Raw genomic sequence first — 13,245 nt, 5'->3', positions numbered from 1 at the left:
CCGTGGGGGACGGAAGCCCGATGGCGCCTGCAGCTGCCATCGCGTGTGGCTTCCGCAGCGACGCGGCCCTGCCGCGCCAGTCCGCGCAGCCCTGCTGCGCCCTGCCACAGGAAGTCCAACAGCATGTACGCCTCCCCCACTCGGCGCCGCCGAGCGTCCGGGCGCGCGCGCCTCGCGCCTGCTCCCCTCCTTCCCAGCCTGCTGGCAACCGCCCTGTGGGCGGCACTGCCAGTCCACGCCGCCGATCTGACCGGGCCCCTGCAGGTCAGCGATGGCAACAACCTGCAGCTGGGTGCCGATGATGTCCTCACCCATGGCGCGGGCAGCTTCGCACTGACCGTCACCGGCGCTGGCAGCAGCGCACTGATCGACGGCAGCCGCATCAACGTGACCGGTAATGGCAGCGCCGTGTCTGCTGCCAGTGGCGGCCAGGTGCAGCTGCGCGGTGCCACCCTGTCGATCGCACCCGCTACCGGCGTGGGCTTCTACGCACTGTATGCCAATGGTGCCGGCAGCGTGATCGATGCGCGCGATGTCGATATCGATGCCACGCGCAACGGCAGCGGATTCGGCAGCGTGCAGGCCTACAACGGTGGCGTGATCCGTTACACCGGGGGCCGCCTTTCAGTGACAGGTACCGGTGCGGCGCTGGCCGGTGCGTCCGGCAAGGGCAGTGAACTGCACCTGGCCGATCTGCAGATGAGCGCCGACGGTGGTGCCCGTCTGCGCGCCGACAGCGCGGGCCTGCTGACGATCCGCAACAGCCGCATCACCCTCGCTCCCGGTGGCATCCTCGCCGGCGTTGCCGTCGATGGCGCGGGCAGCCGCGCCGAGCTGTATGACACCTACATGGAAGGCGGCTGGTTCGATATCGACAGTGGTGGCAGCGTGCTGCTGGAGAACGTGGAAGCGCACTCGGTGGGTGGCAGCATGCGCCTGCTCGGCAGCCGCATCAGCAAGACCTATTCCAGCGCAGTGATCAACGGCGGCAGCTTCTACACTGTCGGCGGCTATGGCGTGAACATCAACAGCTGGGGGCAGCTGACCGCCCGCGACGCCGCGTTCGATGTGCGTGATGGCTACTCCGGATTCTGGCTGGCCAGCGATGAGTCGCGCCTGCAGCTGACCGACAGCACCATCGACACCTGGACCGACACCTACGGCTACGGTGTCGAGATCGCCGGCGGGGTCGCCACCGTGCAGGGCGGCCGGATCACCACGCACGGCGATACGACCTATGGCGTACGCGTGACCGGTTCCACCGGCAGCACCGCCAGCCGCATTGAAGCCACCGGCAACGTGATCGACGTGCGCGGCAACGGGGGTGGCGGCGTGTTCATCGGTGGCTCCACCGCCACCGCGCTGCTCGACACCGTTGCGATCCGCGGCGACGGCGAGAACGCGTTCGGCATCGTGCACATGAACACCGCGCGGCTGACCCAGGCCGATCGCCTGGACATCCGCATGACCGGCAGCAACAGTGGTGGCTACCGCTCCTACCTGACCGCGTTCGGCCCGTACTGGAACCGGGCCACCTTCAATGACAGCCACATCGAGACCGCCAGCGGCGCCGCGTTCTGGCTGCAGGGCAGCAACCATGCGTTGACCGTCAATGGCAGCGACGTGACCGCAGGCGACGGCAGCGGGCGCCTGCTGCGGGTCAGCGACACGGTGTTCACCGATGGCAGCAGCGTGGCGACCAGCCGCATCGACTTCAGCGCCGACGCCAGCACGCTGCGCGGTGACGTGGTGGTCGACAGCGCAACGGCTGACGTACGCATGGTGCTGGGCAACGGCACCACGTTCAGCGGTGCCCTGCGCAACAACTCAGGCTACCAGGTCGCACAGCTTGCGCTGGATGGCAGCAGCCAGTGGAACGTGCGTGCCAGTTCCAGCGTCGGCGCGCTCGAACACGCCGGCACCATCGCCTTCGATGCCCCGGGGGCAAGCGGCTTCAAGACCGTCACTGTCAGCGGCGACTATGTGGGCAACGGTGGTCAGTGGATCTTCAACCGTGCACTGGGTGACGACACTTCGCTGGGCGACCAGCTGGTCATCAGTGGCAACAGCAGCGGCACTGCCAGCGTGAGCGTGCGCAATGCCGGCGGTGCCGGTGCACTGACGCAGGAGGGTATCCGCCTGATCACCGTTGGCGGCCAGTCCGATGCACAGTTCAGCCTGCAGGGACGCGCGGTCGCCGGTGCCTACGACTACTTCCTGTTCAAGGGCGGCGTGTCGACCCCGGATGATGGCAACTGGTACCTGCGTTCGGAATACGTGCCACCCGTCGATCCGCCGGAACCGCCGATTGATCCGCCGCAGCCGCCGGAGCCGCCGGAGCCGCCGGTCGATCCACCGTCACCGCCGGAACCGCCGGTCGATCCACCGTTGCCGCCGGAGCCGCCGATCGATCCACCGCGCCCGCAGGTGGAACGCCCGGAACCGGCGGCCTACCTGGCCAACCGCAGCGCCGCGCTGGGCATGTTCCGGCACAGCCTGCACGACCGCGCCGGTGACCCCGCCGCCGAGGCCGGCACCAGCAGCGATGCCGTGGCCTGGATGCACCTTCGGAGCGCGCAGCCCGACAGCCACGACCGCAGCCGCCAGATCCAGGTCGATGGGCAGATCAGCAGCGTGCTGGTCGGCGTCGGCCGTCGCTTCGAGGTGGGCGGCGCGGGCGAACTGCAGGCAGGTGCGATGCTCGGCCACGGCCGCGCGCGCAATGACAGCCGCTCGCAGGTGACCGGCTATACCGCGCGTGGCGTGGTCACCGGCACCAGTGTGGGTGCCTATGCCACGTGGCTGCAGGATGCGCGCATGCAGGGCGGCGCCTATGTGGATGGTTGGCTGCAGTACGGCCGCTTCCGCAACAGCGTGCAGGGCGATGGCCTGCAGAAGGAACGTTATGACGCCCGCAACTGGAGTGCATCGGCCGAAGCCGGCTATGTGCTGCCCCTGCGGCGCACCGCGCAGCGCGGCATCTACCTGCAACCGCAACTGCAGGTGGTGCACAGCCGCTATGACAGCGACCGCGTGGTCGAGGCCAACGGCACGGTGGTCGAAGACCGCAGTGGTGACGAGACCAGCACCCGCCTCGGCCTGCGCCTCTACAGCCGCGGGTTGAGCCCGGCGCAGGGCCAGGTGCATCCGTACATGGCAGTGAACTGGTGGTCCGGCGGCAATGGCGCGGGCTTGGCGATGGACGGTGAACGGCTGCAGCGGCAGTTGCCGCGCGACATCTACGAAGCCAAGGCCGGTGTACAGGTGGATCTGTCCGGCGGCTGGCGCGGCTGGGGCGAAGTGAGCCGGCAGAGCGGCGGCATGGGCTTCCGCGACGTCGGTGCCCAGCTGGGCGTGTCGTACACCTGGTGATGCGGGAAGTGTCCGGCAAGGGAGTGCCGGGCACTTTTTCCACATGCCGCGTGGAAAGCGATGGGAGTTTGATGTGGACAAGTGGCGGTGAGCTCCACGCATCAAGCGTTTCAGGGAGTGGCGTTTTTTTGTCCACGCCCATGCGCGGTTTTCCACATCCGCCGTGGAGAGTGGTTGGGATTTGGTGTGGACAAGTGGGTGCGAGCATTGCACCGCAAGCATTTCGAAGCGTGGTGAAAATTTGTCCACATTGCACAGGCAAGCCTGGCAGAGCCGAGCCCACGCTCGGCTGATGCCCCCCAAGCCGAGCGTGGGCTCGGCGCTACAGGGGAGCTGCACGGTTTTCCACATGCGGCGTGGAAAGCGATGGGAGTTTGCTGTGGACAAGTGCCGGCGAACGTCACGCCGCAAGCGTTTCGCAGCGTGGTGATTTTTTGTCCATCGCCAGAAACGCAGACGCCCCGCACAAGGCGGGGCGTCCGGGGTCGATCCGATGCCGCTGGATCAGACGTTGAAGCGGAAGTGCAGGATGTCGCCTTCCTGCACGCGGTATTCCTTGCCTTCCAGGCGCAGTCGACCGGCTTCCTTGGCGCCGGCTTCGCCCTTGTACTTGATGAAGTCGTCATACGCGATGGTTTCGGCGCGGATGAAACCCTTCTCGAAGTCGGTGTGGATGACCGCGGCGGCCTGCGGGGCAGTGGCGCCCTTGCGCACGGTCCACGCACGGACTTCCTTCACGCCAGCGGTGAAGTAGGTCTGCAGGCCGAGCAGGCTGTAGGCCGCGTTGATCACGCGGTTCAAACCCGGCTCGCTCAGGCCCAGGTCGGCCAGGAAGGTATCGCGGTCCTCGTCGTCGAGCTGGGACAGCTCTTCTTCGATCGCGGCCGACACCGGCACCACCTGCGCGCCCTCGGCGGCGGCATGCGCGCGCACGGCTTCCAGGTGCGGGTTGTTCTCGAAACCGTCTTCCAGCACGTTGGCGATGTACATCACCGGCTTCAGGGTGAGCAGGAACAGATCGCGCACCAGCGCCTTCTCTTCCTCGTCCAGGCCCGCCGAGCGACCGGCCTTGCCCTCCGACAGCGCCGCCTGCAGCTTGGCCAGCACCGGCTTGCGCGCCGCGGCGTCCTTGTCACCGCCCTTGGCGGCGCGCTCGGCACGGTTCAGCGCCTTCTCGACGCTGTCCAGGTCGGCCAGCGCCAGCTCGGTATCGATGGTTTCGATGTCCGAGATCGGATCGACCTTGCCGGCCACGTGCACGATGTCACCGTGCTCGAAGCAGCGCACCACGTGGGTGATCGCATCGACTTCGCGGATGTGCGCCAGGAACTTGTTGCCCAGGCCTTCACCGCTGGCGGCACCGGCAACCAGGCCGGCGATGTCGACGAACTCGACCGCGGTCGGGATGACCTTCTGCGGGTTGATGATGCCCGCCAGCTCGTTCAGGCGCGGATCCGGTACCGGCACGATGCCGACGTTCGGCTCGATGGTGCAGAACGGGAAGTTCGCCGCGGCGATACCCGCCTTGGTCAGCGCATTGAACAGGGTCGACTTGCCGACGTTGGGCAGGCCGACGATGCCGCATTTGATACCCATGGGTGACAGCTCTCTGGGGTGAAAGTGATTGGTGAAACAGCGCGCGCGCTGCTTGGCCAATCCATCTCGGTGTCGATCATTGTGTGCCAACCAAGGTTGGCACCTACCCAAAGCGGTTTACTTCGGGGTGTGCAGCCGCTTCATCGCTTCGTTGAAATCGCCCTGCACCGCCAGCGGCATCACGTCGATCGCATCATCGATGGCGCGTGCGATCAGCACGTCGTCGTCCTTCGACGGGCGCCCCAGCACCCAACCCACCACGCGGTCCTTGTGGCCGGGATGGCCGATGCCCACGCGCAGGCGATGGAACTTGCCGTGGCCGAGCAGGCGCATGGTGTCGCGCAGGCCGTTCTGGCCACCGTGGCCACCGTCGAACTTCAGCCGTGCCGCGCCGGGCGGCAGGTCCAGTTCGTCGTGGGCCAGCAGGGTTTCCTCCGGCTCGATCTTCCAGAACCGCTGCGCGGCGGTGACCGACTTGCCGCTGAGGTTCATGAAGGTGGCGGGCTTGAGCAGCCACACCGTCTGCCCGGCGATCTCGACCTTGGCGGTCTCGCCGAACAGCTTGCTGTCCACATTCCATCGCGCACCGGCTTTTTCCGCCAGGGCCTCAACGAAATGAAACCCGGCATTGTGCCGGGTCCGGGCGTGTTCCGATCCGGGGTTGCCCAGACCGACGATCAGTCGCAGTCCTGCCATGGTTCCTTCCAGTACGGTGCCTGCCCGGAGGCAGGCACCGCAGCGGTATTACTCGGCGGCAGCCGCTTCTTCGTCGGCCGCGTCGGCCTTGCCGGCCTTGGCGGTGACGATGGCGTCGTCGTGGTCCTTGCCCAGCGCCAGGGCCGGGATTTCCACGCCCTTCGGCAGCTTGATGTCGGACAGGTACACCACGTCACCGGCCTTCAGCTCACCCAGGTCGACTTCGATCGACTCCGGCAGGTCCTTCGGCAGGCAGGTGATGGTCACTTCCTTCAGTTCGTGGGTGACCACGACGTCGGCAGCCTTGCCGGCCGGCGAGGTGTCTTCGTTGACGAAGTGCAGCGGGACCGAAGCGGTCAGGGCTTCGTTCTCGTTCACGCGCTGGAAGTCCAGGTGCATGATCAGCTGCTTGTACGGGTGGCGCTGCATGTCACGCAGCAGGACCTTCTGCACCTGGCCGTCCAGGTTCAGGTCCAGGATCGAGGCATAGAACCACTCGTTCTGCTGGGCCAGCCAGATTTCGTTGTGGTCCAGGCTGATGGCGACCGGCTCGGCGTTGCCGCCGTACACGATGGCCGGGATCACACCGGCGTGACGCAGGCGGCGGCTCGCACCCTTACGCTGCAGTTCACGCTTGGTGACCTTGATTTCATGGGTCTTCGACATTTTCGACTACTCAGGTTGTTGCCGCGCCCTGCGGCGTGGCGGTTGAAGATGCTTCCGCGACCAGAAGCACCCGGGGTATGTCCCCGCCGTTGCCGGCAGGGACGAAAAACTCAGTCGACGTACAGCGAGCTGACCGACTCGCCGAAGGCGATGCGGCGCATCGTTTCGGCCAGCATCTCCGCCACGCTCAGCTGGCGGATCTTGCTGCACACCCGCGCGGCGTCCTTCAGCGGGATGGTGTCGGTCACCACCAGCTCGTCGAGCTGGGAATTGGTGATGTTGTCCACCGCCGGGCCCGACAGCACCGCGTGGGTGCAGTAGGCGGCGACCTTGAGCGCACCGCGCGCCTTCAGGGCAGCGGCAGCGGCGCACAGGGTGCCGGCGGTATCGACGATGTCATCGACCATCACGCAGGTCTTGCCTTCGACGTCACCGATGATGTTCATCACGGTGGAGACGTTGGCGCGCGGGCGGCGCTTGTCGATGATCGCCAGGTCGGCGTCATCCAGGCGCTTGGCCACCGCACGGGCGCGGACCACGCCGCCCACGTCCGGCGAGACGACGATCAGGTTCTCGGTGCCGTAGGCGCGCCAGATGTCGGCCAGCAGCAGCGGGGACGCGTACACGTTGTCCACCGGAATATCGAAGAAGCCCTGGATCTGGTCGGCGTGCAGGTCGACGGTCAGCACGCGATCAGCGCCCGCGGTGCTGAACATCTTCGCCGCCAGCTTGGCGGTGATCGGCACGCGCGAGGAGCGCATGCGGCGATCCTGGCGCGAGTAGCCGAAGTACGGCACCACCGCGGTCACGCTGGCCACCGATGCGCGCTTGAGCGCGTCGATCAGCACCAGCAGTTCCATCAGGTTTTCCGCGCTCGGCGCGCAGGTCGGCTGGATCACGAACACGTCCTGCTTGCGGACGTTCTCTTCGATCTCCACCTGCACTTCGCCATCGGAGAAGTGCGAGACCAGCGCCTTGCCCGGGCGAACCCCCAGTTCCTTGCAGATGTTCTGCGCCAGACGTTTGTTGGCGTTGCCGGAAAAGACCAGCAGGTTCGGGGACTCTTGCATCATGATTGTCTCGGGCGGGGACGAGTGGCGGGGATCCGGGGGCGGCAAGGACCCGGATGGACCCCTGCTGCTGACAACACCGCGGTTGTTTCCACGTCCCGCGCGGGCGATGCGCTGGAAGGCGCGGACACAGCCGCTATTGGCAGGGGCGGTAGGATTCGAACCTACGAATGCCAGGATCAAAACCTGGTGCCTTGGGCCTCTTGGCGACGCCCCTGCATTGATAAATCAGTGTTGCTCGAGTGCATCCAGCAGTGGCGAACGCGCAACGCCCGCTGCCACCCTTGCCCGCAACTCCTTCGGCAATTTCGACCGTCCCTGCTCTGCAGCAGACTGCGACGCGAATTCGACGAAACAACCACTTCCCGAACCGGTCAGCCGCGCGGTGCCGATGTCGCTCAACGCGGCAAGCGCTGCCTCGACGGCAGGCTCACGGCGGCGCAGCACCGGTTCGAACGCGTTCCCGACCAAGGTCCCGGAAGCGAAGTCCTCTATTTTCGCCACTGGGCTGTCGCGCGTCAAATCCGGGTCTGCAAACAGGGCCGGCGTGGGAACATGAACGCCCGGTTCAACCACCACATACCAGGCCGGCGCCAGCGTGATCGGCTGCAGGCGCTCGCCCACCCCTTCTGCCCAGGCGTTGCGACCGCGCACGAACACCGGCACGTCGGCGCCCAGGCGCAGGCCCAGCGCGGCCAGCGCCTCTTCGTCCAGCCCGGCCTGCCAGAGCCGGTTCAGCACCACCAGTACCGTGGCCGCATCGGACGAGCCGCCACCGAAGCCGCCACCGGCAGGAACGTGCTTTTCGACGATGATGTCCGCACCTTGCGCGACCTTCGCCACTTCCTGGAGCAGACGCGCGGCGCGCACCGCCAGATCATCGGCCTCGGCCACGCCGGCCAGGCCCTCGCCCTGCCGGCGCACCTGGCCGTCTTCACGCAGGCGCAGGCCGATGCGATCGCCCCAGTCCAGCAGGCGGAACACGGTCTGAAGTTCGTGGTAGCCGTCGGCCCGGCGGCCGGTGATGTGCAGGAACAGGTTCAGCTTGGCCGGGGCCGGCCACCAGGACCAGCCCGCGTCGTCGACTGCCCCACTCATGGCGTGCCCTGCCCCCACTGGTCCACCAGCAGGCGCACCTTGGCGTCACCATTGCTGGCCTCGATCCGGCGCGGCAGCGCCGGTCGTCCGGCGTCGGCCGGGTACCAGTCCAGGTACTGTACCTGCCAGCCCATCTGCTGCATGCGGCGCGGCCGGCCTTCACCGTCGCGTTCGACCGTCTCGGGGCCGGCGGCGTCGCCGGCGACCAGCCCGCGGATCCACTCCGGCAACTGGTTGACCGGAATGTCCCAGCCGGTCGCCTCCAGCAACAGCTGCTGGGCGTCCTCGCCGTCGCGCGGGCCGCCCGTCAGTCCTTCCAGGCGGCCAGCTTCGGAATGGGTATCGCCGGTCAGCTTCCAGCTCTGCCGGGTCACCGGCGCGCTCAACTCCACCACGTAGCGGCGGCCTTGCTGCTTCCAGTCGATGCGACCGCTGCCGCCGTCCTTGCCCTTGCTGACCGCGACCCGGCCCTGGAAGGCCCAGTCCGGCTGTGCATGCAGGGCGGCCACGCGCGCCGCTTCGGCCCGCGCCGCTTCGGCCGAGACCGTCTCGACCACCGCCGGTGGCGGGGTCTTCTGCGTGCCCACGCTGGTACAGGCGGTCACCGCCAGGGTCGCTGCCGCCAACAGCAGCGGCCGGATCAGGGAAACACTCATGGATTGAATTTCTCGCGGGCGCGCAGCAGCGCGCGGTTTTCAGGGTCGAGCTTGGCGGCTTCGTCGAAGAAGTGGCGGGCCTCGTCATGCTTGCCCAGCACCCACAGCACCTCGCCGACATGGGCGGCAATCTCCGGGTCCTTGGCCAGGGTCCAGGCCCGGCGCAGCTGCACCAGCGCTTCGTCCTTGCGGCCCAGGCGATACAGCACCCAGCCATAGCTGTCGACGATAGCGGCGTTGTCCGGCTCGGCGACGCGGGCGCGGTCGATCAGCTCCAGCGCCTCCTGCAGGCGCCCGGTACGGTCAGCCAGGGTGTAGCCCAAGGCGTTCAGGGCCGGCACGTTTTCCGGGTCGGTCACCAGGATCTTGCGCAGGTCGGCCTCGGCGCGCGGAATATCGTCCCGACGCTCCCAGGTGAGCGCGCGGGCGTACAGCAGGCCATTGTCATCCGGGTAGGCGGCCAGGCCGCGGGCAAGCGCATCCAGTTCGCCAGCACTGTCATCGCCGCGCTGGCGCAGCTCGGCCTCCAGTAGATACGCGTCACGGCGCACATCATCGTCGACCACCGCGTCGGACTGGATCGCGTGCACCTCATCCAGTGCCTGCGGCAGCCGTCCGGCCAGCGCCTGGGCGTTTGCCGCACGCAGGCGCGCCTCGCTCAGCTCATCACCGCCGGGCACACTGTGGTACCACTGCACCGCCTCGGGATAGCGCTTCAGGTATTCGGCGATCTTGCCCAGCAACAGGCGCTGCGCGGGGTCCGGCTTGGCCGCCTGCCGCGACAGTTCGTTGTAGAGGTTGGACAGCGCCGCCTTGTCGCCCTGCTTGGCCAACAGTGAAGCGCGCATGCCCCAGGTCTGCACATCCTGCGGGCCGAATGCCAGTACGCGCTCGGCCGCAGCCGGTTGCCCCAGGCTGTCGTAGGCGATGGCCACCGCATTGCGCAGCTCGGGGTCCTGCCGGGTCTTCGGCTCGACGTCGTGCAGCAGCGACAAGGCCTTGTCGGTCTCGCCGGCCTGCTGCAGCTGGCTGGCACGCAGCAACGCTACGCGCGGTTCTTCGGGGAAGCGCCTGACCACTTCATCGATCATGCGACGCGCCAGGTCGGGCTTGTCCATGCGCAGGGCGAGGCGGCCGAACTCCTGCCAGGCCTCGATCTTCGGCGGAATCGCATTGGCATCGACCAGCTCGCCGAGCACCTGCGCCGGCACCGCCGGGTCGCGGCCACCGCCGATCAGCGCGGCCAGGGCGAACTTCCAGCCGCGCTCGTCGGGGTCGGCCAGCAGCGCCTGCAATTCAGTGCGGGCGGCCTTCACATCACCCTGGCGCATGGCCAGCGCACCGGCGGCGCTGCGCATGGTCAACGAACGCGGGGCGCGCTGCTGCCACAGGGCCAGGCCCTTGGCGGCGCTGGCGTCATCGTTGGCAAGCATGGAGATACGGGTCGCGCGCTCGGCCAGGCCAGCATCGCCGTCAGTCTGCTGCGCGGCCTGCAGGTACCAGCGCGCGGCCTCGGCCAGCTTGCCGGCCTGCAGGGCGAACTCACCGGCCATCACCGGCTCCAGCGCCAGTTCCCCGGTGGCCGCGGCCCGCACGGGGGCCTTGGGCGGCACCGCCGCCAGGGCCTGCGCGCAGGCCAGGGACAGCAGCAGAACACTGGGGATGCGAATCAATGCGGGCATCGTCGGCATCGGGGCCTTAAAATGTCGTCCAATGGCCAGCAGCTTATCGCAAGCAACTGAACAATGACCCTGTGGGTGCTCGGACTGAATCACCAGACCGCACCGGTGGAGCTGCGCGAGCGCGCGGCCTTCGCCGGTGAGGCGTTGCCGCGTGCGCTGGGCTCGCTGCGCGATACCCCGCAGATCGCCGAGGCGGTCCTGCTGTCCACCTGCAACCGCACCGAGCTGTACGCCGTGGCCGAGTCGGCACAGGCGCTGGACCAGTGGCTGCGCAGCCAGGCCGGTGACCTGCAGGGTTATCTGTACCAGCATGCCGATGCCGAGGCTGTGCGCCACCTGTTCCGGGTCGCCACCGGGCTGGACTCGATGGTGCTGGGCGAACCGCAGATCCTCGGCCAGGTGAAGGACGCCTGGTCGACCGCGCGCGACCATGGCCTGCTCGGCCAGCGCCTGGACCGCCTGTTCCAGCAGACCTTCTCGGTGGCCAAGCGGGCGCGCACCGATACCCAGGTCGGTGCCAACCCGGTATCGGTGGCGTCGGCGGCGGTGCGCCTGGCGCAGAACGCGTTCGCCCGGCTGGACGACTCCACTGTGCTGCTGGTTGGTGCCGGCGAGACCATCGAGCTGGCTGCACGGCACCTGAGCGAAGGCAAGGTGCGGCGGCTGCTGATCGCCAACCGCACCCTGGCCCACGCGCAGGAACTGGCCAGCCGCCATGGCGGCGTGGCCCTGCCGCTGACCGAACTGGACCGTCACCTGGGCGAGGCCGACGTGGTGTTCTCGGCCACCGCCGCGCGCGAGCCGGTGATCCATCGCGAGATGGTGGCCAAGGCCCTGCGTGCACGCCGGCACAAGCCGATGCTGCTGTTCGACCTGGCCGTTCCGCGCGACATCGAAGCCGAGGTCGGCACGCTCAACGATGCCTTCCTCTACACCGTCGATGACCTGGAGCGCGCGGTGGAAGACAACCGCCGTGGCCGCCGCGAGGCCGCCGCCGAAGCCGAGGCGATCATCGACCTGCAGGTATCGCGTTACGTCGAGACCCAGCAGGCCAGTGCCCATCAGGCGCCTTTGCGGCAGCTGCGTGCGTTCGGCGAGGCCACCCGCGCCGAGTTGCTGGAGCGCGCACGCCAGCAGCTGGCCAACGGCAAGCCCGCCGACGAAGTGCTGGAACTGCTGGCCCACGGCCTGACCAACCGCCTGCTGCATCCGCCGACCGCCGCACTGCGCGCCGCCGCGCTGAGTGGCGATGCCGACCTGACCCGCGCCGCCGAGCGCCTGTTCCCGGCCACGCCGGGCTACCACCACCCACCCGTGAGACCCGATGACGCCGACCCTGCGCCGTAAGCTGGAAGCGCTGGCCGAGCGCCGCGAAGAACTGGAACGCCTGCTCGCCGAACCCGACGTGGTCGCCGACAACACCCGTTTCCGCGACCTTTCGCGCGAATTCGCCCAACTTGAACCGGTCGCCACTGCACTGGCCGATGAAGCCCGTGCCAAGGCCGACCTGGCCGCCGCCGAAGGCATGCGCGCCGACCCCGACCTGCGCGAGCTGGCCGACGAGGAAATCGCCGCCGCGCAGGCGCGCCTGCAGGAACTGGAGCAGGAGCTTGCGCTGCTGCTGGTGCCGCGTGACCCGCGCGACGAAGGCAACCTGTTCCTGGAAGTGCGCGCCGGCACCGGCGGCGACGAAGCCGCGATCTTCGCCGGCGACCTGTTCCGCATGTACGCCCGCTATGCCGAGCGCCAGGGCTGGAAGGTCGAGATCGAATCGGACAACCCCGGCGAGCATGGCGGCTACAAGGAAGTGGTGGCGCGTGTGGTCGGCCGTGGTGCGTTCTCGCGCCTGAAGTTCGAATCGGGCACGCATCGCGTGCAGCGCGTGCCGGCCACCGAATCGCAGGGCCGTATCCATACCTCGGCCGCGACCGTGGCGATCATTCCCGAGGCCGACGAAGTCGATGACATCGTCATCAACCCGGCCGACCTGAAGGTGGATACGTTCCGCTCGTCCGGCGCCGGTGGCCAGCACGTCAACAAGACCGAGTCCGCGATCCGCATCACCCACGTGCCGACCGGCGTGGTGGTGGAGTGCCAGACCGAGCGCAGCCAGCACGCCAACCGCGACAAGGCAATGAAGCGCCTGAAGGCGCAGCTGCTCGATGCCGAGCGCCAGCGCCAGGACGCGGCACAGGCCGAGTCGCGGCGCCTGCAGGTCGGCAGCGGCGATCGCAGCCAGCGCATCCGCACCTACAACTTCCCGCAGGGCCGGATCACCGACCACCGCGTGGAAGGCCTGACGTTGTACGACCTGCCCAACATCCTGGCCGGTGACCTCGACCCGCTGCTGCAGCGGCTCAGCCACGAACACCAGGTCGACGCCCTGGCCCAGCTGTCGGCGGGCTGAGC

Annotated in this window: 10 protein-coding genes and 1 tRNA gene; 3 read left to right on the top strand and 8 right to left on the bottom strand. The window is 68.1% G+C overall.

From position 1 onward, the window contains the following. Nucleotides 1-123: 123 nt before the first annotated feature. Complete coding sequence (locus WDC87_RS04780; RefSeq protein WP_252745171.1) at nt 124-3,372, top strand: autotransporter outer membrane beta-barrel domain-containing protein; 3,249 nt, start codon at nt 124-126, stop codon at nt 3,370-3,372. A gap of 504 nt (nt 3,373-3,876) precedes the next feature. Here the strand turns inward: WDC87_RS04780 and ychF are convergent. The 8 genes from ychF to WDC87_RS04740 form a co-directional block, all read right to left on the bottom strand. Continuing rightward, entirely contained in the window at nt 3,877-4,968 is a 1,092-nt protein-coding gene (ychF, locus tag WDC87_RS04775) for a redox-regulated ATPase YchF (RefSeq protein WP_005415403.1), read from the bottom strand. A gap of 117 nt (nt 4,969-5,085) precedes the next feature. After that, nucleotides 5,086-5,664, bottom strand: coding sequence for an aminoacyl-tRNA hydrolase (gene pth / locus WDC87_RS04770; RefSeq protein WP_072167917.1), 579 nt, complete (start codon nt 5,662-5,664; stop codon nt 5,086-5,088). 48 nt (nt 5,665-5,712) lie between these two features. Beyond that, nucleotides 5,713-6,330: a 50S ribosomal protein L25/general stress protein Ctc gene (locus WDC87_RS04765; protein WP_005415401.1), complete on the bottom strand. Its 618-nt coding sequence runs from the start codon at nt 6,328-6,330 to the stop codon at nt 5,713-5,715. Nucleotides 6,331-6,440: 110 nt separating this feature from the next. Beyond that, a complete protein-coding gene (locus tag WDC87_RS04760) occupies nt 6,441-7,400 on the bottom strand; it encodes a ribose-phosphate diphosphokinase (RefSeq protein WP_005415400.1) in 960 nt (319 codons plus the stop codon). A 140-nt stretch (nt 7,401-7,540) separates the two neighbouring features. After that, nucleotides 7,541-7,617 (bottom strand) — tRNA-Gln (locus WDC87_RS04755). An 11-nt stretch (nt 7,618-7,628) separates the two neighbouring features. Continuing rightward, nucleotides 7,629-8,498 (bottom strand): 4-(cytidine 5'-diphospho)-2-C-methyl-D-erythritol kinase, encoded by an 870-nt coding sequence (gene ispE, locus WDC87_RS04750; protein WP_088496488.1) that lies wholly within the window; start codon nt 8,496-8,498, stop codon nt 7,629-7,631. Then, complete coding sequence (gene lolB, locus WDC87_RS04745) at nt 8,495-9,154, bottom strand: lipoprotein insertase outer membrane protein LolB (protein ID WP_252744738.1); 660 nt, start codon at nt 9,152-9,154, stop codon at nt 8,495-8,497. Before lolB ends, ispE begins: the two co-directional genes overlap by 4 nt. Continuing rightward, nucleotides 9,151-10,836, bottom strand: a complete 1,686-nt coding sequence (locus WDC87_RS04740) for a tetratricopeptide repeat protein (RefSeq protein ID WP_172412111.1) — start codon at nt 10,834-10,836, stop codon at nt 9,151-9,153. The genes lolB and WDC87_RS04740 overlap by 4 nt, the downstream gene beginning before the upstream one ends. 63 nt (nt 10,837-10,899) lie before the next feature. Between WDC87_RS04740 and hemA the strand changes: the two genes are divergently transcribed. Beyond that, nucleotides 10,900-12,183, top strand: a complete 1,284-nt coding sequence (hemA, locus tag WDC87_RS04735) for a glutamyl-tRNA reductase (RefSeq protein ID WP_065178970.1) — start codon at nt 10,900-10,902, stop codon at nt 12,181-12,183. Next, entirely contained in the window at nt 12,161-13,243 is a 1,083-nt protein-coding gene (prfA, locus tag WDC87_RS04730) for a peptide chain release factor 1 (RefSeq protein ID WP_014036080.1), read from the top strand. The genes hemA and prfA overlap by 23 nt, the downstream gene beginning before the upstream one ends. Nucleotides 13,244-13,245 lie beyond the last annotated feature (2 nt).

The sequence above is a fragment of the Stenotrophomonas maltophilia group sp. Smal12 genome, from assembly GCF_037079935.1.
GTDB lineage: Bacteria > Pseudomonadota > Gammaproteobacteria > Xanthomonadales > Xanthomonadaceae > Stenotrophomonas > Stenotrophomonas sepilia.
The sequence above is the reverse complement of the archived record's forward strand: the minus strand, read 5'-3'. Positions and strand labels throughout refer to the sequence as shown.

Bases quoted from the DNA above. Each gene is read 5' to 3' on its own strand.
- WDC87_RS04740 (WP_172412111.1), bottom strand. From the start codon at position 10,836: ATGCCCGCATTGATTCGCATCCCCAGTGTTCTGCTGCTGTCCCTGGCC.
- ispE (WP_088496488.1), bottom strand. From the start codon at position 8,498: ATGAGTGGGGCAGTCGACGACGCGGGCTGGTCCTGGTGGCCGGCCCCG.
- WDC87_RS04760 (WP_005415400.1), bottom strand. From the start codon at position 7,400: ATGCAAGAGTCCCCGAACCTGCTGGTCTTTTCCGGCAACGCCAACAAA.
- hemA (WP_065178970.1), top strand. From the start codon at position 10,900: ATGACCCTGTGGGTGCTCGGACTGAATCACCAGACCGCACCGGTGGAG.
- WDC87_RS04780 (WP_252745171.1), top strand. From the start codon at position 124: ATGTACGCCTCCCCCACTCGGCGCCGCCGAGCGTCCGGGCGCGCGCGC.
- pth (WP_072167917.1), bottom strand. From the start codon at position 5,664: ATGGCAGGACTGCGACTGATCGTCGGTCTGGGCAACCCCGGATCGGAA.
- ychF (WP_005415403.1), bottom strand. From the start codon at position 4,968: ATGGGTATCAAATGCGGCATCGTCGGCCTGCCCAACGTCGGCAAGTCG.
- prfA (WP_014036080.1), top strand. From the start codon at position 12,161: ATGACGCCGACCCTGCGCCGTAAGCTGGAAGCGCTGGCCGAGCGCCGC.
- lolB (WP_252744738.1), bottom strand. From the start codon at position 9,154: ATGAGTGTTTCCCTGATCCGGCCGCTGCTGTTGGCGGCAGCGACCCTG.
- WDC87_RS04765 (WP_005415401.1), bottom strand. From the start codon at position 6,330: ATGTCGAAGACCCATGAAATCAAGGTCACCAAGCGTGAACTGCAGCGT.